The organism is Variovorax sp. RKNM96 (assembly GCF_017161115.1).
Classification (GTDB): Bacteria; Pseudomonadota; Gammaproteobacteria; order Burkholderiales; family Burkholderiaceae_C; genus Variovorax.
On record NZ_CP046508.1, the window covers coordinates 6,669,644 to 6,696,232 of the forward strand.

At 64.7% G+C, this 26,589-nt stretch carries 28 protein-coding genes; 5 read left to right on the forward strand and 23 right to left on the reverse strand.

All coding sequences use genetic code 11. The features are described from left to right. Window position 1 precedes the first annotated feature (1 nt). The 11 genes from GNX71_RS31125 to GNX71_RS31175 all read right to left on the reverse strand — a co-directional run bounded on the left by GNX71_RS31125 (window position 2) and on the right by GNX71_RS31175 (window position 10,713). Window positions 2–1,585: a hypothetical protein gene (locus GNX71_RS31125; RefSeq protein WP_206175967.1), complete on the reverse strand. Its 1,584-nt coding sequence runs from the start codon at window positions 1,583–1,585 to the stop codon at window positions 2–4. Between the two features lie 148 nt (window positions 1,586–1,733). Beyond that, window positions 1,734–2,048: a 30S ribosomal protein S10 gene (gene rpsJ / locus GNX71_RS31130; RefSeq protein WP_007838118.1), complete on the reverse strand. Its 315-nt coding sequence runs from the start codon at window positions 2,046–2,048 to the stop codon at window positions 1,734–1,736. 21 nt (window positions 2,049–2,069) lie between these two features. After that, window positions 2,070–3,263, reverse strand: a complete 1,194-nt coding sequence (gene tuf / locus GNX71_RS31135) for an elongation factor Tu (RefSeq protein ID WP_012745744.1) — start codon at window positions 3,261–3,263, stop codon at window positions 2,070–2,072. A gap of 195 nt (window positions 3,264–3,458) precedes the next feature. Then, on the reverse strand, window positions 3,459–5,558 hold the full coding sequence (gene fusA, locus GNX71_RS31140) for an elongation factor G (RefSeq protein WP_206175968.1): 2,100 nt from the start codon (window positions 5,556–5,558) through the stop codon (window positions 3,459–3,461). A 96-nt stretch (window positions 5,559–5,654) separates the two neighbouring features. Next, window positions 5,655–6,128: a 30S ribosomal protein S7 gene (rpsG, locus tag GNX71_RS31145; RefSeq protein ID WP_013543947.1), complete on the reverse strand. Its 474-nt coding sequence runs from the start codon at window positions 6,126–6,128 to the stop codon at window positions 5,655–5,657. A 150-nt stretch (window positions 6,129–6,278) separates the two neighbouring features. Further along, complete coding sequence (gene rpsL, locus GNX71_RS31150) at window positions 6,279–6,656, reverse strand: 30S ribosomal protein S12 (protein WP_013543948.1); 378 nt, start codon at window positions 6,654–6,656, stop codon at window positions 6,279–6,281. A gap of 194 nt (window positions 6,657–6,850) precedes the next feature. Further along, a complete protein-coding gene (locus tag GNX71_RS31155) occupies window positions 6,851–8,020 on the reverse strand; it encodes a D-alanyl-D-alanine carboxypeptidase family protein (protein WP_206175969.1) in 1,170 nt (389 codons plus the stop codon). Between the two features lie 40 nt (window positions 8,021–8,060). Next, window positions 8,061–8,693 carry an alpha/beta fold hydrolase gene (locus GNX71_RS31160; protein ID WP_206175970.1) on the reverse strand — a complete coding sequence of 211 codons (633 nt, stop codon included), beginning with the start codon at window positions 8,691–8,693 and terminating at the stop codon, window positions 8,061–8,063. Window positions 8,694–8,763: 70 nt separating this feature from the next. Further along, a complete protein-coding gene (locus GNX71_RS31165) occupies window positions 8,764–9,117 on the reverse strand; it encodes a (2Fe-2S) ferredoxin domain-containing protein (protein ID WP_206175971.1) in 354 nt (117 codons plus the stop codon). Window positions 9,118–9,154: 37 nt separating this feature from the next. Then, on the reverse strand, window positions 9,155–10,279 hold the full coding sequence (locus GNX71_RS31170) for a VanZ family protein (RefSeq protein ID WP_206175972.1): 1,125 nt from the start codon (window positions 10,277–10,279) through the stop codon (window positions 9,155–9,157). 5 nt (window positions 10,280–10,284) lie between these two features. After that, entirely contained in the window at window positions 10,285–10,713 is a 429-nt protein-coding gene (locus GNX71_RS31175; RefSeq protein WP_176661864.1) for a CopD family protein, read from the reverse strand. A 370-nt stretch (window positions 10,714–11,083) separates the two neighbouring features. Here GNX71_RS31175 and hemB point away from each other — a divergent pair, with 370 nt between their 5' ends. Then, window positions 11,084–12,070 (forward strand): porphobilinogen synthase, encoded by a 987-nt coding sequence (gene hemB, locus GNX71_RS31180; protein ID WP_206175973.1) that lies wholly within the window; start codon window positions 11,084–11,086, stop codon window positions 12,068–12,070. A gap of 65 nt (window positions 12,071–12,135) precedes the next feature. Then, window positions 12,136–13,308 carry a magnesium transporter CorA family protein gene (locus GNX71_RS31185; protein ID WP_206175974.1) on the forward strand — a complete coding sequence of 391 codons (1,173 nt, stop codon included), beginning with the start codon at window positions 12,136–12,138 and terminating at the stop codon, window positions 13,306–13,308. 74 nt (window positions 13,309–13,382) lie between these two features. Here the strand turns inward: GNX71_RS31185 and GNX71_RS31190 are convergent, their stop codons facing one another. Next, window positions 13,383–13,751, reverse strand: a complete 369-nt coding sequence (locus GNX71_RS31190) for a DUF4148 domain-containing protein (protein ID WP_206175975.1) — start codon at window positions 13,749–13,751, stop codon at window positions 13,383–13,385. Window positions 13,752–13,968: 217 nt separating this feature from the next. After that, the gene (locus GNX71_RS31195; RefSeq protein ID WP_206175976.1) at window positions 13,969–14,301 is read right to left on the reverse strand and encodes an alpha/beta hydrolase; all 333 of its coding nucleotides are present in this window, start codon (window positions 14,299–14,301) and stop codon (window positions 13,969–13,971) included. A gap of 108 nt (window positions 14,302–14,409) precedes the next feature. Between GNX71_RS31195 and GNX71_RS31200 the strand changes: the two genes are divergently transcribed. Further along, window positions 14,410–15,312 (forward strand): LysR family transcriptional regulator, encoded by a 903-nt coding sequence (locus tag GNX71_RS31200; protein ID WP_206175977.1) that lies wholly within the window; start codon window positions 14,410–14,412, stop codon window positions 15,310–15,312. Between the two features lie 45 nt (window positions 15,313–15,357). On the opposite strand, the gene GNX71_RS31205 is transcribed toward GNX71_RS31200, so the two are convergent. Both GNX71_RS31205 and GNX71_RS31210 read right to left on the reverse strand, forming a co-directional pair. Continuing rightward, window positions 15,358–16,041 carry a dienelactone hydrolase family protein gene (locus GNX71_RS31205; RefSeq protein ID WP_206175978.1) on the reverse strand — a complete coding sequence of 228 codons (684 nt, stop codon included), beginning with the start codon at window positions 16,039–16,041 and terminating at the stop codon, window positions 15,358–15,360. Window positions 16,042–16,084: 43 nt separating this feature from the next. Further along, window positions 16,085–16,684: a 2-hydroxychromene-2-carboxylate isomerase gene (locus tag GNX71_RS31210; protein ID WP_206175979.1), complete on the reverse strand. Its 600-nt coding sequence runs from the start codon at window positions 16,682–16,684 to the stop codon at window positions 16,085–16,087. Between the two features lie 139 nt (window positions 16,685–16,823). Here GNX71_RS31210 and GNX71_RS31215 point away from each other — a divergent pair, with 139 nt between their 5' ends. Continuing rightward, complete coding sequence (locus GNX71_RS31215) at window positions 16,824–17,570, forward strand: SDR family oxidoreductase (protein ID WP_206175980.1); 747 nt, start codon at window positions 16,824–16,826, stop codon at window positions 17,568–17,570. Between the two features lie 2 nt (window positions 17,571–17,572). Beyond that, on the forward strand, window positions 17,573–18,226 hold the full coding sequence (locus GNX71_RS31220) for a MarC family protein (RefSeq protein WP_206175981.1): 654 nt from the start codon (window positions 17,573–17,575) through the stop codon (window positions 18,224–18,226). Window positions 18,227–18,236: 10 nt separating this feature from the next. On the opposite strand, the gene GNX71_RS31225 is transcribed toward GNX71_RS31220, so the two are convergent. From GNX71_RS31225 to GNX71_RS31260, 8 genes are all read right to left on the reverse strand, one after another. After that, window positions 18,237–18,698: an EVE domain-containing protein gene (locus GNX71_RS31225; RefSeq protein WP_206175982.1), complete on the reverse strand. Its 462-nt coding sequence runs from the start codon at window positions 18,696–18,698 to the stop codon at window positions 18,237–18,239. A gap of 64 nt (window positions 18,699–18,762) precedes the next feature. Further along, window positions 18,763–19,926 (reverse strand): ABC transporter substrate-binding protein, encoded by a 1,164-nt coding sequence (locus GNX71_RS31230; RefSeq protein ID WP_206175983.1) that lies wholly within the window; start codon window positions 19,924–19,926, stop codon window positions 18,763–18,765. A 40-nt stretch (window positions 19,927–19,966) separates the two neighbouring features. Beyond that, window positions 19,967–21,847 carry a long-chain fatty acid--CoA ligase gene (locus GNX71_RS31235; RefSeq protein WP_206175984.1) on the reverse strand — a complete coding sequence of 627 codons (1,881 nt, stop codon included), beginning with the start codon at window positions 21,845–21,847 and terminating at the stop codon, window positions 19,967–19,969. 4 nt (window positions 21,848–21,851) lie between these two features. Continuing rightward, entirely contained in the window at window positions 21,852–22,625 is a 774-nt protein-coding gene (locus GNX71_RS31240) for an ABC transporter ATP-binding protein (protein WP_206175985.1), read from the reverse strand. Window positions 22,626–22,914: 289 nt separating this feature from the next. Beyond that, window positions 22,915–23,739 (reverse strand): ABC transporter ATP-binding protein, encoded by an 825-nt coding sequence (locus GNX71_RS31245; protein ID WP_206175986.1) that lies wholly within the window; start codon window positions 23,737–23,739, stop codon window positions 22,915–22,917. Further along, a complete protein-coding gene (locus GNX71_RS31250) occupies window positions 23,736–24,812 on the reverse strand; it encodes a branched-chain amino acid ABC transporter permease (RefSeq protein ID WP_206175987.1) in 1,077 nt (358 codons plus the stop codon). Before GNX71_RS31250 ends, GNX71_RS31245 begins: the two co-directional genes overlap by 4 nt. A 6-nt stretch (window positions 24,813–24,818) precedes the next feature. Then, window positions 24,819–25,694 carry a branched-chain amino acid ABC transporter permease gene (locus GNX71_RS31255; protein ID WP_198788684.1) on the reverse strand — a complete coding sequence of 292 codons (876 nt, stop codon included), beginning with the start codon at window positions 25,692–25,694 and terminating at the stop codon, window positions 24,819–24,821. Window positions 25,695–25,712: 18 nt separating this feature from the next. Beyond that, the gene (locus GNX71_RS31260; protein WP_206175988.1) at window positions 25,713–26,543 is read right to left on the reverse strand and encodes an AraC family transcriptional regulator; all 831 of its coding nucleotides are present in this window, start codon (window positions 26,541–26,543) and stop codon (window positions 25,713–25,715) included. Between the last annotated feature and the right edge of the window lie 46 nt (window positions 26,544–26,589).

Sequence of the window (26,589 nt, forward strand, 5' to 3'; positions counted from 1 at the left end):
CCTATTGAATGCTGACGTTGAAACATGGCTTTGCCCCGGAATTGCTGAGGTCGTTGACCGCAAGAACGTAATCGCCAGCACCCAGGCTGACCCTGTTGCTCGTTCGGGCAATCAATCCGCCGCGGTAGATATCGAAATCGGGCTGCCCGACAGGGCCATTCACCACGAACTGATAGTCACGGTTCGCAGACGCGCTGAATCGAATGTAGGCAAAGCTGCCGAGCTTGTTGTCATTGCCCGCCTCGTTGGAAACACACGCCTGTATGACCGGGCCGCCCACTGTCGCCGTCTGATACATCGGCAGCGCCACGGCCACGCCCCCATTGTTTTGTTCCTGGCTCCCGTACGGATCGTTTGAAACCGCGCTGATATTTTGGCCGGTGAGCAGGCCCGCCAACGCCGATGCGCTGCCCGGTGCCGTCGCATTGAAAGCTGCGGCGAAGGGATGGATCGACGTGACGGGCGCCCCGCTCCTGAACAGGATCCCCGTCAACGCGTTGTGGATGGGCTGAAAGCCGACCTGCCGATTGAGATTCCAAAGGATGGACTGGATCGAATCCTCCGAATACCAGCCTGGGTTACTCGAAGGTCCAGTCGTCAAGTCGAGGAGATTGCCTCGGCGCGACTGCCGAACACCGACTGAGTCGGCATAGTTGGACCGGTTGAGCGCGATGCCTGACCAGGCATTGCCCCATCCCTCGGAAAAGGCCAGCCGGCGGTCAAGGCGGTCATTCGGACCGTGATCGCCACCAGGCGAGTCGTCCCGGCTGAAGGACGACTGATAGTAGTGGCCCCACTCGTGCGCGATCACCGATTCGTCGAATTCATCGGTATCGGAGTCCTCCTTGCCGAGAACATAGATCTCTTTGCCAGTGCTCCTGTTGATGAAGAACGTGGTTCCGATGTTGCCCGACGGCAGGTCGACGACGCCGGTCGACGGTGCATTGCTCGGGCTCCAGAATATCTTGAGCGGAGGGAACGCCGTTCCCGGCGCAACCGACAGCACCTTTTGCATCGCCGTATAGACCGTGTCGAGCACGGCAAAAGGTGCGGCCACGCGCGCCTCGGTGTAGCTCGATCCACCCCAGCCGGTGGCGGCACGCAAATCGCGCGTCAGCGCAGTTGCACCCGTTCCGAAAGGCGAGGAGGCCATCGAATACAGGCCGTTCGGCTGGGGCTTGCTCGTGTTGTCGAGCACGCTCACATCCCAACTCGGCAATGCGCCGGCGCGGGTCAACTGCGCTCTCACCCGCACGATGATCGTGGTGTTTGCAGGCACATTGACCGAATACGCGCCCGCATCGTCGGTCGCTGTGGTGGCAAGCGTCGCGGATGACGCCGCATCGAGCACATCCACCACGGCGCCCCGTACCGGCTTGACGGTCGTTGCGGAATAGACAAGAGGCCCGTTCGTATTGGGAACGGATTCGTAGGTGGCCTTGCCGGTCAGAGCGACCGAATTGCCTGGCGGAAGGATCGGAAATCCTCCTCCGCCTCCTCCGCCCCCACCACCACCGCCGCAGCCCGCCAGCAGTACGGCTGCAATGCATGCCGCGCCCAACGAAAAAGAGAACTTATGACTCATAGTTGTGCTGCCCTCGTTTCAGCCGCGGCCGATGCTTGAAAGATTTACCGGTGCGAGAGGATGCCATAGCCACGCCCTGAAAAACAAAGCCCGCCTGCATTTCTGCAGGCGGGCTTTGTCAAAACGCGACGCTGGGAGTTCTTACTGTTTACTGCAGCTTGATCTCGACGTCCACGCCGGCCGGCAGGTCGAGCTTCATCAGCGCGTCCACGGTCTTGTCGGTCGGGTCGACGATGTCCATCAGGCGCTGGTGCGTGCGGATCTCGAGCTGGTCGCGCGACGTCTTGTTGACGTGCGGCGAACGCAGGATGTCGAAACGCTTCATGCGGGTCGGCAGGGGCACGGGGCCCTTGACGATCGCGCCAGTGCGCTTGGCGGTGTCAACGATTTCGGCAGCCGATTGGTCGATCAGCTTGTAGTCGAACGCCTTCAGGCGGATGCGGATTTTTTGCTTGGTAGCCATGATGTTTCCTTTGCGTCCGGCTTAGATGTCGAGGATCTTTGCCACGACGCCCGAACCCACGGTACGGCCGCCTTCACGGATGGCGAAGCGCAGGCCTTCTTCCATCGCGATCGGGTTGATCAGCTTGACGGTGATGCTGACGTTGTCGCCAGGCATGACCATTTCCTTGTCCTTGGGCAGCTCGATCGCGCCGGTCACGTCCGTCGTGCGGAAGTAGAACTGCGGACGGTAGTTGTTGAAGAACGGCGTGTGACGGCCACCTTCGTCCTTGGACAGCACATACACCTCGGCGGTGAAGTGCGTGTGCGGCTTGATCGAGCCGGGCTTGCACAGCACTTGGCCGCGCTCGACTTCTTCGCGCTTGGTACCGCGCAGCAGCACGCCGACGTTGTCGCCAGCCTGGCCTTGATCGAGCAGCTTGCGGAACATTTCCACGCCGGTGCAGGTGGTCTTGACGGTCGGGCGGATGCCGACGATCTCGATTTCCTCGCCGACCTTGATCACGCCACGCTCGACGGCGCCGGTCACCACGGTGCCGCGACCCGAGATCGAGAACACGTCTTCCACGGGCATCAGGAACGTGCCGTCCACGGCGCGCTCGGGCGTCGGGATGTACGTGTCCAGCGCCTCAGCCAGCTTCATGATGGCTTCTTCGCCCAGCTTGCCCTTGTCGCCTTCCAGGGCGAGCTTGGCCGAGCCGTGGATGATCGGGGTGTCGTCGCCAGGGAATTCGTACTTGTCCAGGAGCTCGCGCACTTCCATTTCGACCAGCTCGAGCAGCTCGGCGTCGTCGACCATGTCGCACTTGTTCAGGAAAACGATGATGTAGCCCACGCCCACCTGGCGAGCCAGCAGGATGTGTTCACGGGTCTGGGGCATCGGGCCGTCGGCAGCCGAGCACACCAGGATCGCGCCGTCCATCTGGGCGGCGCCGGTGATCATGTTCTTCACATAGTCGGCGTGGCCGGGGCAGTCCACGTGAGCGTAGTGGCGGTTGGCCGTCTCGTACTCGACGTGCGCGGTGTTGATCGTGATGCCGCGGGCCTTTTCTTCGGGCGCTGCGTCGATCTGGTCGTAAGCCTTGGCTTCGCCGCCGAACTTGGCCGACAGAACGGTTGCGATCGCAGCCGTCAGCGTCGTCTTGCCGTGGTCAACGTGACCGATCGTGCCCACGTTCACGTGCGGCTTGGTGCGGGTGAATTTACCTTTTGCCATTTTTCAATCCTTGAAAGAGCATTCCCGTGTATTGGTTTTATGTCTGCACCCGATTGCTGGTTCGCCTCGCACGGGAACGTGGCGGCACCGGATCGCAGACAAAGAGAGCCACGCACTGCGTGACCCCACATTCTTTTAATCAGTTGGGGACAGAGCAGATTTGCTGCGCAAATCCTGGTCTGTCCCGCAAAGACATTACTTAGCGCGAGCAGCCACGATGGCTTCGGCAACGTTACGCGGAGCTTCAGCGTAGTGCTTGAACTCCATCGTGTACGTGGCGCGGCCTTGCGACATCGAACGCAGCGTGGTCGAGTAGCCGAACATTTCCGACAGCGGCACTTCGGCCTTGATGGACTTGCCGCCACCGATCATGTCGTCCATGCCCTGCACCATGCCGCGGCGTGAGGACAGGTCGCCCATCACGTTGCCGGCGTAGTCTTCAGGCGTTTCGACTTCCACGGCCATCATCGGCTCCAGGATCACGGGGCTGGCCTTGCGGGCGCCTTCCTTGAAACCGAAGATCGCGGCCATCTTGAACGCCATTTCGTTCGAGTCCACGTCGTGGTACGAGCCGAAGTGCAGCGTGACCTTGACGTCGACGACGGGATAGCCCGCCAGCACGCCTTGCGTCAGCGCTTCCACAACGCCCTTTTCCACTGCGGGGATGTATTCGCGAGGAACCACACCGCCCTTGATGGCGTCGACGAACTCGAAGCCCTTGCCCGCTTCCTGCGGCTCGAGCTTCAGGATCACGTGACCGTACTGGCCCTTGCCGCCCGACTGGCGAACGAACTTGCCTTCGGCATCTTCGACGGTCTTGCGGATCGTTTCGCGGTAGGCAACCTGGGGCTTGCCCACGTTGGCTTCCACGCCGAATTCGCGCTTCATGCGGTCCACGATGATTTCAAGGTGGAGCTCGCCCATGCCGGCGATGATGGTCTGGCCCGATTCTTCGTCGGTCTTGACGCGGAACGACGGATCTTCCTGAGCGAGACGCTGCAGGGCGATGCCCATCTTTTCCTGGTCGGCCTTGGTCTTGGGCTCGACGGCCTGCGAGATCACCGATTCCGGGAACACCATGCGCTCGAGCGTCACGACGGCTGCCGGGTCGCACAGGGTTTCGCCCGTGGTGACTTCCTTCAGGCCCACGCAGGCGGCGATGTCGCCGGCGCGGATTTCGTTGACTTCTTCGCGGTTGTTCGCGTGCATCTGCACGATACGGCCGATACGTTCCTTCTTGCCGCGCACCGGGTTGTAGACGCTATCGCCCTTGGTCAGCACGCCCGAGTAGACGCGCACGAAGGTCAACTGGCCCACGAACGGGTCGGTCATCAGCTTGAATGCGAGCGCCGAGAACTTCTCGCTGTCGTCAGCCTTGCGGGTGACGGGGGCTTCGTCTTCGTCGGTGCCGGTGACCGGGGGAATGTCGGTCGGTGCGGGCATGTATTCGACGACGGCGTCGAGCATGGCCTGCACGCCCTTGTTCTTGAAGGCCGAGCCGCACAGCATCGGCTGGATTTCGCCGGCGATGGTGCGCTGGCGGATGGCCGCCTTGATTTCCGCCTCGGAAAGCTCGCCGCCTTCGAGGTACTTGTTCATCAGGTCTTCGCTGGCTTCGGCAGCAGCTTCGACGAGCTTTTCGCGGTATTCGGCGCAGACGTCGGCCAGGTTCGCGGGGATTTCACCGTAGGTGAAGGTCACGCCCTTGTCTTCGTCCCAAATGATCGCCTTCATCTTCACGAGGTCGACGATGCCCTGGAAGTGCTCTTCGGCACCGATCGGGATCTGGATCACGACGGGGTTGGCCTTCAGGCGGTCCACCATCATCTGGCGCACGCGCAGGAAGTCGGCGCCGGTGCGGTCCATCTTGTTGACGAACGCGAGACGCGGAACCTTGTACTTGTTGGCCTGGCGCCAGACGGTTTCGGACTGGGGCTGCACGCCGCCGACCGCGTCGTACACCATGACAGCGCCGTCCAGCACGCGCATCGAGCGCTCGACTTCAATGGTGAAGTCCACGTGGCCGGGGGTGTCGATGATGTTGATGCGGTGTTCTTCGAACTTGCCGGCCATGCCCTTCCAGAAGCAGGTGGTGGCAGCCGAGGTGATCGTGATGCCGCGCTCTTGCTCTTGCTCCATCCAGTCCATCGTGGCGGCACCGTCGTGCACTTCACCGATCTTGTGGTTCACACCGGTGTAGAACAGGATACGTTCGGTCGTCGTGGTCTTGCCAGCGTCGATGTGCGCGGAGATGCCGATGTTGCGGTAGCGCTCGATGGGGGTCTTGCGGGACATGATTTACTTTCGGGTTGAAATGCGTTGAGCGCTGGGCCCCGAGCACGGGCACAACGCCCGACACTCGACACCCAACGCCCAAGCGAAGTTTGATTTTTAGAAGCGGAAGTGGCTGAACGCCCGGTTGGCTTCTGCCATGCGGTGCACTTCGTCGCGCTTCTTCATGGCACCGCCACGGCCTTCCGTGGCTTCCATGAGTTCGTTGGCCAGACGCAGGGCCATCGACTTTTCGCCGCGCTTGCGAGCGGCTTCCTTGATCCAGCGCATCGACAGGGCGAGGCGACGGACAGGACGGACTTCGACCGGCACCTGGTAGTTCGCACCGCCGACGCGGCGCGACTTCACTTCGACCATCGGCTTCACGTTGTTGATGGCAACGGTGAAAGCTTCGAGCGGGTCCTTGTCAGGGTTCTTCTTTTCGATGAAGTCGAGCGCGCCATAAATGATGCGCTCGGCGATCGCCTTCTTGCCGCCTTCCATGATCACGTTCATGAATTTCGACAGCTCGACATTGCCGTACTTGGGATCCGGCAGGATTTCACGTTTGGGGACTTCGCGACGACGTGGCATTTTTCTAACCTCTTTGCTTCAGTTGGCATCGTTTCCGACACCGCGAGAGCCAGTCAGGACTCTCACTTACTCGACCCGGGATTGGGTCACTTCGTTCGACAAGCCCGCCAAGGCCATCGAACACCGTTTGTTTCTTGAATACAGGAAGGCTTAAGCCTTCTTGGGACGCTTCGCGCCGTACTTGGAGCGCGACTGCTTGCGGTCTTTCACGCCTTGCAAGTCGAGCGAACCGCGCACGATGTGGTAGCGAACACCGGGCAAGTCCTTGACACGACCGCCGCGAACCAGCACGACGCTGTGTTCCTGCAGGTTGTGGCCTTCGCCGCCGATGTAGGAGATGACTTCGAAGCCATTGGTCAGACGGACCTTGGCAACTTTACGAAGCGCCGAGTTGGGCTTCTTTGGCGTCGTGGTGTAGACGCGGGTGCAGACACCGCGACGTTGCGGCGAGTTCTGCATGGCAGGGCTCTTCGAATTGATCTTTTCGACCGTTCGACCCTGACGCACCAGTTGATTGATGGTTGGCATGAATGAATTAGTCCAAAACAACCCGGCCCTGGTGGTGAAACCGCCCTTGGTCGTGACCCAAGGAAGCCGGGAATAACGAAAACGTGAAACCCTTCGGAAAATTCCGAAAAGCCCACGAGTATAGCAGGCGAGCCTGAAACGGCAAAGTCAGGCTGCAGCCAGCGGCTGCTGGCGGCCCGATCTGCCCGGCCCTCTTACTTGATCCAGAGGCGGATGGCGTCCCAGGCGCGGCCGAAGACGCCCGCCTGCTCGACCGCTTCCAGCGCGACAAGCGGCACATCGGCCACCGGCTGGTCATCCAGCGTCACCTTGAGCGAGCCCACGGCCTGGTACTTGGTGAACGGCGCCACCAGCGGGTCGGGACGCGCCACCTGGGTCTTGATCTTGCTGGCGGTGCCAGCGGGAACCGCGACGACGATGGCTTCCGGACGGCCCAGCTTCAGCACGTTCTCCTTGCCCTTCCAGACCGCCGGCGTGGCGGCCGGCTGGCCGGCGTCGAACAGGCGAACGGCGTCGTAGGCCGTGTAGCCCCAGTTCAGCAGCTTCTGCGATTCGTTGGCACGCACGGTCTCGCCGGAGGCGCCCAGAACGATCGACAGCAGCCGGCGACCGCCGGTCAGGTTCGGAAAATCGCGCTTGGCGGTGGCGATCATGCAGTAGCCGGCGGCTTCGGTATGGCCGGTCTTCAGGCCGTCGACCGTCGGATCGCGGAACAGCAGCAGGTTGCGGTTGGTGTCGTTGGTCGACGGGGTGCCCGGATAGCGGTACTTCTTGATCGCGTAGTACTTGGCTTCTTCAGGAAAGTCGCGCACCAGCCGGGTCGCCAGGATGCTCAGGTCGCGGGCCGTGGTGGTGTGGCCGGGTGCCGTGAGGCCTTCGGGGTTCTTGTAGCTGGTGTTCTTCATGCCCAGGGCCTTGGCCTGGGCGTTCATGAGCTCGACGAAGTGCTCGACCGTGCCACCGACGCCTTCGGCCAGCGCGACCGTGGCGTCGTTGCCCGACTGCACGATCAGGCCCTTGATCAGGTCTTCGACTGGCACCTGCATCTTCGGGTCGATGAACATGCGGGAGCCGGGCATCTTCCAGGCGCGCGGGCTGACCGGGAAGGTCTGGGTCAGCGTGATCTTCTTGGCGCGCAGCGCATCGAACACGATGTAGGCCGACATCAGCTTGGTGAGCGAGGCCGGCTCCACCGGGCTGTCGATGTCCTTCTGCGCGAGGATCTGGTTCGCGGTCACGTCCAGCAGCAGGTAGCTGCGCGCGGCGACTTCGGGCGGTGCCGGCACCTGGGCGGCAGCGATCACGGCGACCGAGGCAGCGGCGGTCAGCACCAGTGCGCGGAGCGCATTGAAAAAACGATTCATGGGGAGGATGAGAAGAGACGAAAACAAGCCCGTGAGGCTTTCATTCAATGCCCGCGCGGAGGTGGCGGGCAACCAGACTTTTGAGCAGCGGCAATTGTCCGTGAAAGAAATGGCCGCCCCCGGGAATAACCGTGACAGGAAGTGACTGTGGCCGCGCCCAATCCATCACGGCCGCGAGCGGCACGGTGTCGTCGGCTTCGCCGTGGACCACCAGCATGCGATCGTGGGCCTCGACGGGCAGCGTGGCCACCGTGTTGCGCGCGGCGGCCGTGCCGACCAGCACGACCTGCTGGATATCGCGCGCGGCCCAGAGCTTCTCGGCGGCGCCGCAGGCAACGAAAGCGCCGAACGAGAAACCGGCAATGGCCAGAGGACCCTCGGGCGCCAGCTGGCCGACGACATTCAGCATGTCTTCCAGCTCGCCGCGCCCTTCGTCGTGCACGCCCTCGCTGGCACCGACGCCACGAAAGTTGAAGCGCACCGTCGTCCAGCCGCACGACACGAAAGCGCGCGCCAGGGTCTGCACGACCTTGTTGTCCATCGTGCCACCGAACAGCGGATGCGGATGGGCGATCACGGCAATGCCGCGCGGGGCATCGGCCGGCTGGTCGCGCTGCACCTCGATCGCACCGGCGGCGCCTTGGAGGCTGATCTTTTCGGTCTGGGAATTCATGGCGGGGTGGGTGGGCAGGCCGGCAGCGCCGGTCGGGAGCACGGTACGAGCGGTGGGCCCGCGGGAAAGTTCAGCGTCCGACGTCGGCGGGGAGCAGGAGCCGCTCCACGACCTGGCCGTTCTTCAGGTGCGACTCGACAATCTCGTCGATGTCGTCGGCATCGACGAAGGTGTACCAGACGGCTTCGGGGTACACCACCGCCACCGGTCCGCCGGCGCAGCGATCGAGGCACCCCGCCTTGTTGACCCGCACCTTGCCGGGCCCGGAGAGCCCCGCCTCCTTCACCTTCGCCTTGCAGCGATCGAAGCCTTCCTGTGCGTTGTGCATGGCGCAGGAGTCTTCGCCGTTCTTGCGTTCGTTGAGGCAGAAGAAGATATGGCGGCCGTAGTAGCCGGACGGCGCGGCGGGGATGGAACTGGGCATCGATCGATTTTAGTGACCACGGCCCCGGCGCACGGGACTACGACGCGAGCCGCCCCCGACGCGACAGGGCCGCCACCACGTATGCCAGCACCGCGAACGGCCAGACCCATCCCAGCCACTGGGCCAGCCCATGGAAGCGGATGAAGCGCCCCTGCTCCCAGGTGGCCAGGGTCTGCGCGAAGTAGGCGCTCTCGGGCGCCTGGTTCAGCAAGCTCAGCTGGAGCACGAGCCCCACCAGCAACAAAGCCGCGCACAGGCGCCGCGGCGCGGCCACGAGCAGCACGCCCGCCACCAGCGCAGCCGCCATGCCGACCTGGACGGGAAGATCCAGCCACGCCCAGGCATGCGCGGGGCCGTAGCTCAGGGCCGCCGACAGCGCCGACGCCGCAAAGCCCGCCAGAAAGATCAGCGGGAGCAGCATCGCGCGCTGGACCACGGTGCGCGCCGCCAGGTAGCCCAGCAGGCACGGCACCAGCGCGCCAAGCATCACGCACAGCAGTTCCACCGCCGGCACCAGGGGCTCGAGCTCGAACTGGCGCACGGGCAACCAGTCGATGAAGGGCGTATCGAGCAGCCATTCGGAAATCGCGACCTCGAGCCGCTCGAACACCTGGCCCAGCCCGAAGGTGACGGCCGCGGGAAAGAGCAAGGCGAACGGCCAGAGCGCGAGCAGCACGAGGGCGCCGCGCGAATCCTCGATGAACCATTGCGAGCGCGCACGGCCCCAGTGGGCCACCGCGCCCAGCCGCTCGAGCCCCACCGCCAGCACGGCGCCCAGGACCGTGCCTGTCGTGTTCAGCCCCAGGTCGACGTTGGAAGGGATGCGCGCGGGCAGGTAGCTCTGCAGCGTCTCCATCGCGAAGGCGATCGCCGCGCCGGCCGCGGTGGCGCGCAGCACCGCACCCCAGACGCCCGCGGTCCGGCGCGTGCGCAGCACCGCCAGGGCACACAGGAATCCGAAGGGCACGTAGCCCGCGACGTTGATCGCGAGGTCGAAACCCGTCCAGTACTTGGGCCACGGTGCTGATAGATAGGCCCAAGGCGCAATGCCTTGGTCACGCCAGTCGGCGAAGGGATAGAGGCTCGCGTAGACGATCAGCGCCGCATAGGCGAGCGCAAGGGGAAGCGCGGCGGACTTGTGCGGCTTCTCCACCGTGTCCATCGGGCTCAGAACGGCTTGACGACGACCAGGATCACGATGCCGAGCAGCAGCAGCACCGGCAGCTCGTTGAACCAGCGGTACCAGCGGTCGTTGCGCTGGTTGCCTCCCGCCACGAAACGGCGCAGCAACACGCCGCAGCCATGGTGATAGCCGATCGCCACCAGCACCAGCGCGAGCTTGGCGTGCATCCAGCCGTTGCCCGGCCCGCGGCCGATGCCATAGCCCAGCCAGAGCCACAGGCCGAAGCCCAGCGCCGGGACGGCCAGGAAAGTGGTGAACCGCAGCAGCTTGCGCGCCATGAGCAGCAGGCGTTCGCGCTCTGCAACCGACTCCGGGGGCACCATCGCAAGATTGACGAAGATCCGCGGCAGGTAGAAGAGCCCTGCGAACCAGCTTGCGATGAAGACGATGTGGAGAGATTTGACCCAGAGCATGGCGGCAGTTTAGTGGTGCACCGCACTGGCGCACCGGGCCGTCACGTAACGCCCGGAAAGCCCCGGACAAAAAAAAGCCCGACGTCTTCACGTCGGGCTGGGAAGCCCTTTTGCTGTCACACATCAAGGCACCCGCTCAGGGAGGAAAAGCGGGGAGCGGCAAGCCGCCCGCTTCAGAATTTAACAAAGACGAAACAAGGTTTCAAGCGACTGGGCCACTTTCTTTGCAATTCATAACTAATTATTTAGAACTTTATAGCTACGAAATTCCGTAGTTGTCAGACAACCTGTCCCGCAGGCGACAACACGGCGATTGAATGCTTCAGGCACAATTTTCGGGATTATGACGCTCCCCCACTCCCCCCTTGCCATGTTCCCTGCCGGCCGTCCAAGGCGCCTGCGCCGGGACGCCTTCACCCGCAACCTGGTGCGCGAGAACGCGCTGACGGTCAACGACCTGATCTATCCCGTGTTCGTTCAGGAAGGCGAGAAGCGGCGCGATGCCGTCCCCTCCATGCCCGGCGTGGACCGCCTGAGTCTCGACCTCTTGCTCCCGGTTGCCGAACAATGCGTGGCGGCCGGCATCCCGGTGATGGCGCTGTTCCCGGTGATCGACGCGAGCCTCAAGACGCCGGCCGGCGACGAGGCATTCAACCCCGATGGGCTGATTCCCCGCGTGGTCGCCGCCCTCAAGTCGCGCTTCCCCGAACTCGGCGTGATGACCGACGTGGCCCTGGACCCCTACACCAGCCACGGGCAGGACGGCCTGCTCGACGAGAGCGGCTACATCCTCAACGACGCCACCGTCGAAGTGTTGGTGAAGCAGGCACTCACACAATCGCAAGCTGGCGTGGACATTGTGGCGCCCAGCGACATGATGGACGGCCGCATCGGCGCCATCCGCGCTGCGCTCGAAGCCCGCGGCGACATTCACACGCGCATCATGGCCTACAGCGCCAAGTACGCGAGCGCCTTCTACGGCCCGTTCCGCGATGCCGTTGGCTCGGCCGCCACGCTCGGCAAGAGCAATAAAAAGGTCTACCAGATGGACCCCGGCAACAGCGACGAAGCGCTGCGCGAGGTGGCCCTCGACATCGCCGAAGGCGCCGACATGGTGATGGTCAAGCCCGGCATGCCGTACCTGGACATCGTGCGCCGCGTGAAAGACGAATTCCACGTGCCGACCTTCGCCTACCAGGTGAGCGGCGAATACGCGATGCTCAAGGCCGCCGCCCAGAACGGCTGGCTCGACCACGACGCCGTGGTGCTCGAAAGCCTGCTGGCCTTCAAACGGGCGGGCGCCGATGGCGTGCTCACCTACTTCGCGCTTGACGTCGCGCGGCTGCTACAAAAATAATAGCTGCCAAGGCCCATTGCACATGGGCGAGCTGGGCAGACGGACAAGAAAACCAAGGCAGGGCGATGCGCATCTTCGAAATCAACCGTTCGCAGGTCAGCGAGCATCCGGCGCTCACGCCGCTGGCCGTGCCGGGCGCGTGCGCCGCCAATGGCTATCTCTGGATTTCGCTCACGCGCGAGGAATTCCGGGCCTCCCTGCCCGAAGTGCAGCAGATCCTCCAGACGCTGTGCCAGACCCAGCTGGTGGACCTGCACGTGGCCGACCTGCTCAACGACCAGCTGCCCTCCCACTACGACTACACCTCGCAGTACGACGTGCTGGTGTTCCGGCGCTTGGCGACCAGCCAGGGGCAGGCGGCGCTGGGCAACGGAAAGGGCAATGGCAACGAGGCACCGCCCATTCCCGCCACCTCCACCGTCAAGCCCCGCGGCGGGCCGCCCGTGCTGCGTCGCGTCGACACCCGTCCGGTCGGCTTCGCGGTCTTCGACCGGGTACTGCTTTCGGTGCACCCCGAAGACGGCGCGGTGCGGGACGCCTTTGCCGCACGGCTGCTGGCGGCCGGGTCGTCCGATGACCGCGGCGCTCCGGCGCTGGATGTGCGTGCAACCTCTGCGCGCGTGCCCACGGGGCCTTCGGACCTGATGCTGCGCGTCATCAACCAGATCGTCGACGGCTACCTCGACCTGCGGCGCGAGCTCACCAAGCAGCTCGACCACTGGCAGACCGAACTGATCGATCCGCGCAGCCGGTTCACCAACTGGGGCGCGCTGATGGAGGCGCGGCAGTCGCTGCACCACCTGGACGAGATCTGCGAAGACCAGCGCGCCGCCATGCAGGACTGGATCGACACGCTCGAAACCCTGCCGCCGCCCAAGGGCGAGGCCGAACTGCGCGAGCGGGAGCTGATCATGATCCGAAGCCGCGACGTGCTGGAGCACATCGAGCGGGTGGTGCACCACGTGCACCGGCTCGAGCAGAACGCCGAGACGGCCGTGCAGATGCACTTCAGCGTCCAGGGCCACCGCGCCAACGACATCATGCGGGTACTCACCGTGCTGACGGCCATCTTCCTGCCGCTGAACCTGATCGCGGGGATCTTCGGCATGAACTTCGAGTTCATTCCGCTGGTGCACAAGGCCGATGGCTTCTGGATCGCGATGACCGCCATGCTGGTCATCGCGGTGCTGCTGGTGCTGGTCTTCTGGCGCAAGCGCTACCTCGCGCGAACGCGCTGATCACCACCCGCCCAACGAAAAAGGCCACGCTTTCGCGTGGCCTTTCTGCTGAACTGCCCCGAGGGGCGGGTTCTTTACTTGGCGGTAGCGCCCGTGCCTTGCTGGGCTTGAACGCGTGCGTCCATCGGGTTGGTCATCGTCGAGACGACCTTGCTGTTGACGCGCGAACCCGAGGTCACGTTCTGGTCGGGAGCGTAGGAGGTGCGAACGGCTTCGGCTTCCACGAGCGAGCGTTCCTTCGACACGGCGACCGTTTCCGGGCCGCGCGAACCGCGGGTCACGTTCTGGTTCGGAGCCGCTGCGGCGCGCACGGCTTCGGCGTTGACTTCGTCGCGGCTCTTGGTCGAGACGGCGGTGTTCACGCCTTGGTACGTTTCGGCTTGGGCGCCGGTGGCGGCCAGGAGGGTCAGAGCAGCGGCGGCGAGGATGTGCGAGGTCTTCATGTCAATTCCTTGTGTTCGTCGGATGGTTTGTCCACCAGGCTTGCTCGGTCGCTTGCCTGTGCGGCGAGTGTCAAACGAAATTCCCTAGAGAAAACGCTCGGATCAGAGACACGGTGTTTCCTCTATTGAAACAATACCTACACATTGGCATGCACATGAAAAAAAGGCCGGGGCCGCATGCACGGCCCCGGCCTTTTCGAAACCCGAGGACTTCGGCCTAGCGGCCGGGACGCGCTGCCTGAAACTGCGGCGGGACTTCGCTGTTCGCGAAAGCGCGGCGGTCCAGGTTCTGGTTCGGCGCGTGAGCGGCGGCAACCGCTTCCGCATGGACCGAGGCGCGATCGAGTTGGCTGGGGCGCGTGGTCAGCGGCGACGCCACCACATCGCCATAGACGTTGCCCCGGTGCGCGGCGGCAGCCCCTTCGGCTTCCAGCTGCGCGCGGCTCCCGCCGATCTTCAACGGCTGTACGGGCTCGATACCCTGTGCGTGCGCACCGACAGCCGTCAGGATCGACAGGGCGGCAACGGCGATGATGTTCGAGGTGTTCATGGTTCGGCTCCTTCGGCGCGTGGACAGAGTGTGACGCAGGTCGCCTGAGAAAAACGCCGGAGAATCGAACCACCGCGTTCCTCGAACGGAAACAATGGGCTCTTTGACATGGACAGTCTCGATCTGATCAGAACCTTTCGCGAAGTCGCCTCCCATGGCAGCTTCTCGCAGGCCGCCAAGAAGCTCGACATGTCGAAAGCCACCGTCAGCAAGTACGTGGCCGAACTCGAAACCCGTTTCGGCGTGCGGCTTCTCAACCGCTCCACCCGCTCCGTGAGCCTCACCGACGCCGGGCAATTGCTGCTCGAGCGCAGCACCCCGGTGCTCGAAATGGTGGAGCTCACCCAGCACGAGCTGCAGGATCGCGCCAGCCAGCCGGCCGGGCGCCTTCGGATCTCGGCCCCGCACGGCATGGGCAACGGCGAATTTCCCAACCTGCTGGCCGACTTCATGCGCTATTACCCGGACGTGAGCATCAGCCTGCAGCTGACCAATCGCGCGGTGGACCTCGCCGAAGAAGGCATCGACGTCGACATCCGCAGCGGCCCCATCGAGGACGCCAACCTCATCGTGCGCAAGCTCCGGCTCATGCAGATGGTGGTCTGCGCCTCGCCGATCTACTGGAAGAAGCACGGCAAGCCCGAGCACCCGCGCGAACTGGCCGGGCACGAGGCCCTCACCCACTCCCTGCTCGGCGCCCAGCCGGTGTGGCGTTTCGACGATGGCGGGGAACCGTTGGACGTGCACGTCAAGAGCCGCATGGACTGCACCGAGGGCGCGCCGCTGATCCGGGTCGCCATGCGCGGCTTCGGCGTGATCTACCTGCCCTCGCTCCTCGTGCAATCGCACATCGAGCACGGCGAACTCGTGCCCGTGTTGCAGGACTACGCGCGCAAGGACATGTGGCTGTCGGCCGCCTACCTTCAGCGGCGCCACAACAGTGCCGCCCTGCGCGCGCTGCTCGACTTTCTCCAGACCCGCGTGGGCGACGCGCCGGGCCTCAAGAAATAAAAAAGCCCGGCACAGGCCGGGCTTTTTCTTGCGCTGACCCGCAGGTCAGCCGACGTGCTTGGCAAAGAACGCGAGCGTGCGTTCGCGCGCCAGCTTGGCCGCATCCGCGTCGTACGAACCGCGCTGGTCGCAATTGAAACCGTGGCCCACCGGATAGACATGCACTTCCACCTCGGGATGCGCCTTCTTGAAGCTCTCGACAGAGTCCAGCGGAATCCAGTGATCCTGGTTGCCGAAGTGCGCCAGCACCGGCACCTTGGGCTGGCGTGCGGCTTCAGCGGGCGAAGTCATGCCGCCGCCGTAGTACGGCGCCGCAGCCGCCAGGCCCGGCAGCAGGGCGGCCGCGCGCCAGGTCAGCAAACCGCCCCAGCAGTAGCCCACGATGCCGACCTTGCCGGCCTTCGATGCATAGGCGATGGCCGCTTCGATGTCCTGCAGTACGCCGGGCGCGGGCAGTGCCTCGACCGCCGCCTTCAGGAGGGAGCCTTCCTTCATGTCCTCTTCGCTGTAGCCGAGTTCGACGCCGGGCTTCACGCGGGGGAAGGTCGATGGCGCAACCGCGAGATAGCCCTCGGCTGCATAACCGTCGGCCACCGAGCGGATGTGCGAGTTCACGCCGAAGATTTCCTGCACCACGACCACCGCGCCGCGCGGCTTGCCCGCGGGCTCGGCCACGTAGGCGGGAAAACTGAAGCCGTCCTTGGCTGTGAGATCGATGAATTGACCCATGTTTGTCATGCTCCTGATAGCAATTGGATAAAAAAGGTTGTCGTCACTGGCGCAGCGCCCGCTCGACGAAATCGAGCCGGTCCTGCCCCCAGAAAATCTCGCCATCGATCACATAGCTCGGCGCGCCGAACACCTGGATGTCGATGGCTTCCTGCGTGTAGGCCTCGTAGCGCTCCTGCACCGCCTGGCTCTGCGATTGCTCCGAACGCTTGGCGGGCAGGCCGCATTCGACGACCAGTGCTTCGAGCACGTTCGGATCGCCGATGTTCCGTTCCTGCACCCACACCGCCGCGAACACCGCGGTGCAGACGCGCATCGCGGCCTCGGTGCCGTCGTGGATATCGGCCGCGATGATGATCCGCGCCGCGTCGTCGCTGGCCACCGGAAAGAACTTGGGCTTGGTGTTCATCGGCAGGCCCAGGTGGCGCGAGAACCGCGCCATCTCCACCAGCCGGTAGGCCTGCCGCTGCGGCGCCCGCTTGCCCAAGGGCAGCCCGCCGGACACCGGGAACACGCTGCCCATGTCGATGGGCCGCACGCGCACGGTGGCGCCGGCGGCCGCAGCAATGGCCTGGAACCGGGTATGACCCAGATAGGTCCATGGGCTCTGGGGCGCAAAGTAGTAGTCAATCGTCTTGTGCATTCAATAACCTCCGTGCTTCGCACTGCGGTGCGAGCTTGCTTGGGGCGGCCCGGCGCGGCGCTCATGCGCCAGCCCTCGAATGATGTAATCCAAGCCGACGGTTTTAACTGACACCCGGTTTCTCTGCAGGAGGTAGGTTTTGAATCCAGTGCTATTGATCACCGGCGGCGGGCGCGGCATCGGTGCCGCCACCGCCCTGCTCGCCGCGCAGCGCGGCTACGCGGTGGCCGTCAACTACGCCAGCAACTCGCTGGCCGCCGACGAGGTCGTGCGCACCATCCGCGACGGCGGCGGCACGGCCATCGCCGTGCAGGCCGATGTGGGCAATGAGGCCCAGGTGATGTCGATGTTCGAGAAGATCGATGCCAAGCTCGGCCGCCTCACCGCCCTGGTCAACAACGCCGGCGTGGTCGACGTCCAGGCGCGCGTCGACGAGATGAGCGTGGCGCGGCTCGAGCGCATGTTCCGCATCAACGTGATCGGCAGCTTCGTCTGCGCGCGCGAAGCCGTGCGCCGCATGAGCACGAAGCACGGCGGCGCGGGCGGTGCCATCGTCAACATCTCCAGCGGCGCCGCGCGCCTCGGCTCGCCGGGCCAGTACGTCGACTACGCCGCCAGCAAGGCCGCCATCGACACCCTCACCATCGGGCTCGCAAAGGAGGTGGCCGAGGAAGGCATTCGCGTCAACGCGGTGCGCCCGGGCCTCATCGACACCGAAATCCACGCCTCCGGCGGCATGCCCGACCGCGCCGTCGAGCTCGCGCCGACCGTGCCGATGAAGCGCACCGGCAGCCCCGAGGAAATCGCGGGCGCCATCCTCTGGCTGCTGTCGGCCGAGGCGAGCTACACCACCATGGCCCTGCTCGACGTGACCGGAGGAAGGTAGACATGAGCACCTCGATGGACCTCATCAAGCCGCTGGTCACGCTGGTGGCCATCGTCAACCCGCTGGCCATCGTGCCATTCTTCATCCACTACACGCAGGGGTACTCCGACGCGCACCGGCGGCGCACGGTGCGCATGTCGGCGTTCAGCGCGTTCGTGGTCATTGCGGTGAGTGCGCTGATCGGGCTGCAATTGCTGTCGTTCTTCGGCATCTCGATCGCGAGCTTCCAGGTCGGCGGCGGGCTGCTGCTGCTCATGAGTTCGCTCTCGATGCTCAATGCGCAGCCGGCTGAGAGCAAGACCAACGTCGAGGAGCTTCGGGCCACCGAGGTGAAGGCCTCGATGGGCGCTTCCATCGCGGTGGTGCCGCTCACCATTCCGCTCCTCACCGGCCCGGCCGCGATCTCCACCGTGGTGATCTACGCCGACAAGGCGCAGCACCTGTGGGAACTGGCGGTGCTCGTGGGCTATGGCGTGGTGGTGGCGTTGGCGACCGCGCTGGCCTTCTCGCTCGCGCAGCCGATCGCGCGCGTGCTGGGCAAGACGGGCATCAACATCATGACGCGGCTGATGGGCCTGATCCTCGCGGCGCTGGCCGTCGAGGTGATGGCGGACGGGCTCGGCAAGCTGTTCCCGATCCTGTCGAAAGTCGCCTGAGCGCAGAAGCTCAGGCCAGCATCTTCTCGATGATCTTCCAGTGCGAGGGCTCCACCGGCGTGATCGACAGCCGGTTGCCCTTGCGCAGGATGATCAGCTCGGCCAGCTCGGGCTTGGCGCGCAGCTCGGGCAGCGCGAGCAGCCGGGTCTTGCGCACCGCCTGCACATCGACCAGCAGCCAGCGCGGGTCTTCCTTCTTCGCGCCTGCGTCGTAGTAGGGCGACTTCGCATCGAACTGCGTCGGATCGGGCTTGATGCCCGAGGCCACGCGCGCGATGCCGGCGATGCCCGGCTCCGGGCAGCTCGAGTGATAGAACAGCACGCCGTCGCCGACCTTCATGCCGTCGCGCATGAAGTTGCGCGCCTGGTAGTTGCGCACGCCGGTCCACGCCACGGTGGCGCCGGGCGCAGCGAGCGCATCGTCGATGGAGACTTCGTCGGGCTCGGATTTCATCAACCAGTACTGGGGCATGGCGGGCTCTCGAGGGGTTTGGCGACGAAATATAGCCGCCCGTCCCGGTACTGGCGAGTCGGTCTTACGGTGTCGCGTAGTCCGACACCACCACCCACTTGCCGTCCTTGATCTGCGACAGCCGCGACTGCTCGTTGCCGAGGCGCTTGGTGGCCGTGTAGTTGCTCTTCGGGCTGCCGAACATGTCGGGCTCGAAGGTCATGCTGTCCATCGCCTTGATGAAGCTGTCGGTCGTCAAGTTCGGGCCGGCCTTGGTCGCGGCCTTGATGAACGAGTCGATGATCACGTAGCCATACACCGAGAACACCGTCGGGTCTTCGTTGAACTTGGTCTTGTACTTGTTGGCCCAGAAGCGCAGCGGCTGCGACTGCTCGTCGGTGTAGGGGTTCTGCACCGTCATGGTCGCGTAGACGCCGTCCATCGCCTTGCCGCCCAGCTTGTGGATCAGGTCGGTGTAGGCCGCGCTCGAACCCAGGAAGGTCGGGTTGAAGCCGGTCTTGCGCGATTCGCCCACCGTGCCGATGGTCTCGCGGATGATGGTGCCCAGCACCACCAGGTCGCAGTTGGCCGCTTTCATCTTCGCAACCTGCGAGCTGAAGTCGGTGGCGCCCCGCTTGAACGAGGTCTTCTCGGCCAGTTCCATGCCCGCGGCCTTCAAGCCCGCCTCGGCGCCGCGCTGCACCTCGAGCCCGAACTCGTCGTCCTGGTAGATGGTGCAGACCTTCTTGGCGCCCTTGTCCTTGACCATCTTGGGCAGTGCAAGGCGGATCTGGTCGTAATAGGTCGCCGCGAACGAGTACTTCAGCCGGTTCAGCGGTTCGTACATTTCGCGCGCCGCGGTGATCGGCATGAAGTTGACGATGTTCTTGTCGAACTGCACCGGCATCGCCGCCATGTTCTGCGCCGTTCCGATGTGGCCGGCCATGATGAAGATCTTTTCCTGGTTCACCAGCTTCTGCGCGGCCAGCACCGCCTTCTTCGGGTCGTAACCCGAGTCCTCCACGAAGAGCTTGAGCTTGCGGCCGTTGAGGGTGCCCTGCTCGTTGAGCTCGTCCACGCGCAGCTGCATGCCGTTGCGCGCCTGCTTGCCGAAGCCCGCGAGCGGACCCGACAGATCCTGGATCGTGCCGATCCGGATCTCGTCCTTGCTCACGCCCTGTTGCTGCGCGGACGCGAGCGTCGCGATCAGGCCCAGCACGGCCAACGTCGTCACTGTCTTGAGCTTCATTCGGTTGTCTCCTCGGGTTGACACTAAAAACGTTCGCCGATCAGCGGTACATCGCCTCAATGCGCTCGGCGTACTTGGTCTGCACCAGCTTGCGCTTGAGCTTCATCGTCGGCGTGAGCTCCTCGTCCTCGGCGCTCAGCTGCGTCTCGAGCAGGAAGAACTTCTTGATCTGCTCCACGCGCGCGAACTTCGCGTTGACGCGGTCGACCTCGCCCTGGATCAGGTCCAGCACCTCCTGCGCGCGCGTCAGGCTTTCGTAGTTGCTGAACGGCACGTCGTTGTCCTGCGCAAACTTCTCGACGTTCTCCTGATCGATCATCACGATCACCGTCAGGTAGGGTTTCTTGTCGCCGATCACCACCGCGTCGGTGACGTAGGGGCTGAACTTGAGTTCGTTCTCCAGTTCGCTCGGCGTGATGTTCTTTCCACCTGCCGTGATGATGATGTCCTTCATGCGGTCGGTGATGCGGAAATACCCTTCCGCGTCGACCACCCCGACGTCGCCGGTGTGCAGCCAGCCGTCGGCGTCGATGGTCTCGGCCGTCTTCTCCGGCAGGTTGAGGTAACCCATGAAGACATTGGGGCCGCGCACCAGGATCTCGCCGGTCGCCGGGTCCAGCCGCACCTCGTTGTAACTGGTGGCCGGGCCGATGGAACCCGGGGCGATGCGCGACGGCGGCACGCCGGTGGAGGCGCCGCACGATTCGGTCATGCCCCACACCTCCAGCATCGGCACGCCGAGCGCAAGGTACCAGCGCACGAGGTCGGGCGAGATCGGCGCCGCGCCGGTCACGAGGAAGCGCGCGCGGTGGATGCCGATGAGCTTGCGCACGTTGTTGAGCGCGAGCCAGCGGGCGATGCGGAACTTCAAGCGCAGCCCCGCGCCGATCGGCTGCCCCTGCAGCACGCGCTCGGCAATCTGCTGGCCCACGCCGATGCTCCAGCCGTAGGCGGCCTGCTGCAGGCGGCTCGCCTCCTTCAGCGCGATCATCACGCCCGAATAGAACTTTTCCCACACGCGCGGCACGGCCGTGAACACCGTGGGCGAGATCTCGCGCACGTTCTCGGGCACCGTCTCGGGGTTCTCGACGAAGTTGAGGATCGAGCCGGTGTACATCGCGAAGTACTCGCCGCCCATGCGCTCGGCGATGTGGCACAGGGGCAGGAAGCACATGCGCTCGTCCGTCTCGCCCTGCGCGAGCAGCGTGTTGTAGCCGCGCATGGTGTAGACCAGCCCGCGGTGGCTGTGCATCGCACCCTTGGGCTTGCCGGTGGTGCCGGAGGTGTAGACAAGGATCGCGAGGTCTTCGGCGCGGCAGGCCGCGATGCGCTGCTCCAATGCCTGCGAATGGGCCTTCAGGTGTTCGCGGCCGAGGGCGCGCAACGCATCGAGGCTGATGACGCCTGGGTCGTGCAGGTCGCGCAGGCCCTCCATGTCGAACACGATCACCTTGCGCAAGAGCGGCAGCTGCGCGCGCACTTCCAGCGCCTTGTCCAGCTGCTCGTCGTCTTCCACGAAGAGCACGGTGGAGCGCGAGTCTTCGCAGAGGTAGGTGACCTGCGAAGCCGCATCGGTCGGGTAGATGCCGTTCGACACGCCCCCGCAGCTGAGCACGGCCACATCGCACAGCACCCATTCGATGACGGTGTTGGAAAGGATCGAGCAGCACTCGCCATGCCCGAACCCCAGCGCCAGCAGGCCGCCTGCAATCTCGCGCACCGCCTCTGCGGTCTGCCGCCAGGTCCAGGTGCGCCAGATGCCGAACTCCTTCTGGCGCATCCAGACCTTGTCGCCGCGCAGTTCGACGGCCTCCCAGAAGACGGCCGGAATCGTGTCGCCGGGCACGACGACATCGAGCCGGGGTTGAAGATGCGCCAGGTCCCAGAGACCGGCAGGAGCGCGCAATGCGAGTGTGCTCATGTCCTCATCTCCAGTTTTTCTTCTTTTTCCAGCGCCGCTCGCCGCGCACGCCGTCGTCTTTCACGCCGAGGTAGAACTCCTTGATGTCTTCCTTCTCGCGCAGGCGGTCGCAGGAATCTTCCATGACGATGCGGCCGTTTTCCAGCACGTAGCCGTGGTCGGCCGCATTGAGCGCCATATTGGCGTTCTGTTCGACCAGCAGGATCGTGGTGCCGCGCTCGCGGTTGATGCGCACGACGATCTCGAAGATTTCCTTCGTCAGCTTGGGACTGAGGCCGAGGCTGGGTTCGTCCAGAAGAATGAGATGCGGCGCCGCCATGATGGCGCGCGAGATAGCAAGCATCTGCTGCTGCCCGCCGGAGAGCAGGCCCGCGTCCTGCGTCGCCCGCTCCCTGAGGATGGGGAAGTAGGTGTAGACGGTCTCCATGTCCCGCGCGACACCATCGCGGTCCTTGCGGGTGTAGGCGCCCATCAGCAGGTTGTCTTTCACCGACAGCAACGGGAACACCTCGCGGCCTTCGGGCACATGGCTCAGGCCCTGCTGCACGATGAAGGCGGGGTCCTTGGCGGTGATGTCCTTGCCCTGGAATTCGATGCTGCCTTTTCTGGGGTCGATGATTCCGGAGATGGTCTTGAGGACCGTTGTCTTGCCTGCGCCGTTCGATCCGAGGACCGTGGCGATCTCACCCTGTTTGACTTTGAGACTGACGCCTCGGATGGCCTTGATGGGGCCGTAGGCGCTTTCCACGTTGAGCAACTGGAGTACGACGTCGGTCATGGCGTTGCGCTCCGAATGCCGGCGGAGAGCGGGGACCGGCGTTGGGACCCCGCAGGACGATCACCACACCCCGGAGCCCGGTGTGCGGTGCGGGGCGGGCGCCCCCTCTGTGCCGCCGAGGAGCGCAGCGTTTCGCGGATCAGGGCTCGCAGCTGTTTGAGCGAAGCGAGTTCTGCGAGACCCCGCGAAATGCGAGCACCGCAGGGGAGCCGCGAAGCGGCCGGCACAGTGGGGGCGACCGCGCCGCACCGCATACCGGGCGCCTCTCCAAAGGTAGCGAACAAGACATTCACGCCGCCACCCTCCTCAAGCTGCTCACGTCGTCCACGGTGCCAAGGTAGGCCTCGATCACACGCTCATCCGCCTGCACCTCACGCGGCGTACCGGTGGCCAGCACCTCGCCCATGTTCATTGCCAACACGCGGTCCGACACTTTCGACACCAAAGACATGTCGTGTTCCACCATGAGCACCGACACGCCCAGTTCATGCTGGATGTCCTGAATCCAGAACGCCATGTCCGCCGTCTCTTCGACGTTGAGCCCCGACGACGGCTCATCGAGCAGCAGCAGCTTGGGCTCCGTGCACAGCGCACGCGCCAGTTCCACCACCTTGCGAACACCGTAGGGCAGGCCGGCCACCATCGAATCGCGGTGATGCTGCAGATCGAGCAGCTCGATCACCTGCTCGGCCTTCTCGCGCGCCGCAATCTCGGCACGCCGCGTGGCGGGCGTGAAGAACACCTCGCTCCAGAACCCCGTCTGCCGGTGCGTGTGGCGGCCGATCAACAGGTTGTGCAGAACGGTCGCATGCTCGAAGAGCTCGATGTTCTGGAAGGTGCGCGCGATGCCCAGCGCCGCGATCGCATGCGGCGCCTGCTGCGTCAGCGCAACCGGGCCGGCGGCTTCACCGTGCCATGTGATCTCGCCCGTGGTCGGCGTGTAGATGCGGCTGATCAGGTTGAACACGGTCGTCTTGCCCGCGCCGTTCGGGCCGATCAGCGTGAACACCTCGCCTCGCCGCACGTCGAAGCTCACCTTGTTGACCGCGAGCACGCCACCGAAGCGCACGCTCAGGTCCTTCGCCGAAAGGAGGATGTCGCCGCTGCTGCTCATCTCAGCCGGTCCGATTTGGTGAAGGACTTCTGCCGCTTGAACAGGCCCTTGCGGTAGAACGGGAAGAGTTGCAGGTACGTCCTGATCTTGAGCCACCGGCCATAGAGCCCCAGCGGCTCGAACAGCACGAACGTGATCAACACCACGCCATACACCAGCCCCTGCAGGCCGGGCGCCTGCCCGATCACGGCCGGCAGCCAGTCCTTGCCCATCGAGATGAGCTGCGGCATCGCGATCAGGAAGATCGCGCCCAGGAACGCGCCGTGCACCGAGCCGAGGCCGCCGATCACCACCATCAGCAACAGATCGATCGACTGCAGGATGTTGAACTGGTCCGGCGAGATGAAGCTCAGCTTGTGCGCATACAGCGCGCCGCCGAGCCCCGCGAGCGCGGCCGAGATCGCGAACGACATCGTCTTGTAGCGCGCGAGGTGGATGCCCATGCTCTGCGCCGAAATTTCCGAATCGCGGATGGCCACAAAGGCGCGCCCCGTCGGCGAGCGCAGCAGGTTCAGGATGCCCAGCGTGCTGAGCACCGCCACCACCAGGCACAAAAAGTAGAAGCCGTCGCCCGAGCCCAGCGACCAGCCGAAGAGCTGCGGCGACTTCACATGCAGCCCCGCGTTGCCGCCCGTGACGCTCTCCCACCGCGCGAACACTTCCTCGACGATGAAGCCGAACGACAGCGTTGCAATGCCGAGGTAGATGCCCTTCACTCGCAGTGCCGGCAAGGCGACCACCACGCCCACCGCTGCGGACAGCGCAGCGGCTGCGAGCAGCGCAAGCGGGAACGGCACGCCCATGTTGGTCAGCACGCCCTGCGTGTACGCGCCCGCGCCAAGAAACGCCGCATGCCCGATGGAGAACTGCCCCGTAAAGCCCGCGAGCAGCATCAGGCCCAGGCCGACGATGCCGTAGATCAGCACGAAAGTCAGCTGCGCAAGCCAGTACTCCTCGATCACCCACGGCGCAGCGATGAGGAACGCGACGAGCAGGCCGTACCAGAACACATGGCCGCCGTGCCGGGCGAGCCGGATGTCCTGGTCGTAGCTGGTCTTGAAGATGTAGCGCATGAACGTTCAAACTTTCTTGCGCAGCTTTTCGCCGAAGAGACCGTTGGGCTTGATCATGAGCATCAGCAGCACCACGATGTACGGTGCCGTGTCCTTGAAGCCGTCGGGCAAATAGAAACCGGCGAACGATTCGACGATGCCGATCACCAGTCCGCCGACGATCGCGCCCGGCAGGCTGCCGAAGCCGCCCACCACCGCCGCCGGAAAGGCCTTAAGCCCGATGAAGCCCATGTTCGCGTGCACGAAGGTGATGGGTGCGAGCAGCATGCCCGCGATGGCCGCGACCGCAGCCGCCAGCCCCCACACCAGCCCGTTGAGCCGCTTCACCGGAATGCCCATGTAGTAGGCGGCGAGCTGGTTCTGCGACGAGGCCTGCATCGCGATGCCCAGCTTGCTGTAGCGGAACATCGCGAACAGCAGCGCGCACAGGATCGCCGTGGCGACGATGATCGCGAGCTGCTCGAGGTTGACCACCAGTTCGCCCAGCTTCCAGATCTGGTCCTTGTAGGGCACGGGCAGCGTGTGGGTCTCGGTGCCGATGCCCGGCACCATGGTGATGAGGCCGCGCGCCACATACGCGATGCCGATGGTCAGCATCACGATGGAGAACTGCGGCTGCCCGAGGATCGGGCGGATCACCGCCAGCTCCAGCAGCACGCCGAAGGCCGCCATCGCCACCACCGCGAGGATCGCCGCGAGCCAGAACGGCATGCCGAAGAGCGACATGCCGGCGAACGCACCGAAGGCGCCAAGCATCATCAGGTCGCCCTGCGCGAAGCTCACCGTTTCGGTGGCCTTGTAGATCAGCACGAACCCGAGCGCGATCAGCCCGTAGATGCAACCTTGCGCGATGCCCGACAGCAGGAGTTGGAGGATCTGCATGGGGCCCCTGTCTCGCGCCTACTGCCGGAAGCCGCCGGCCGCGTCGTGCAGCGCGAGGCGGCGGGAGCCCGCCAGGATGTCGCTGGGCTTGAGGCCGTAGACCTGGCGGATCGAATGGCTGAAGTGCGTCGAGTCGGGGTAGCCGGTGTCCAGCGCGATGTCGGTGAGCGTGGTGGTCTGGCGCACGTAGCGCAGCAGGCTGCGCGCGCGCTTCCAGGCGCGAAAGGCGCGAAACGCCATGCCGGTTTCCTGCTTGAAGAGATGCAGGAAGCGCGAGAACGACAGGTGCACCGAGGCCGCGCAGTCTTCGGCCGATGTGGGCGCGGCCGGATCGGCGACGAGCGCGTCGATGACCTTGCGGATGCGTGCATCGAGCATGCGCGGCGCGAGCGCGGCGCCGAAGAGCAGCGCATCGAAATCGAAGCCCTCGAAATCCGTGCCCCGGCCCGAGGCCGCGAGCAGGTGCGCATGGGCATCGCGCACGCGCTGCACGAAGGCCGGCGCATCGACCGGGCCGCAGTGCTGCAGGAAGGCGGGCATGCGCGCGGGATCGACCGATTCCGATTCGACGAGCAGGTTGAAGATGAGCGGGTGCGGGCTCTCGACATGGTGCGGCACCTGCGGCGGCACCACGATGAGCTCGCCCGTCTGCCAGGCGCCGCCACCGATGCGGATGCGGATCGGCGGCACGCCCGTGGGCGACACGTACACGCCGTGCCCGCCCATCGTGCGCTCTGCCGCCGCACCGAGCAGGCCGGCGTAGAACACGCGCTGCGGCGTGAGCCACATGAGGCGTTCGCCCTGCCGTGCGCCACCGTTTTCCGGGGGCGCATTACTCGCTCGCTGCATGGTGTTTGTCTCCTGCATCGGGTCTGGCCTGCCCTGCGGTGGACGG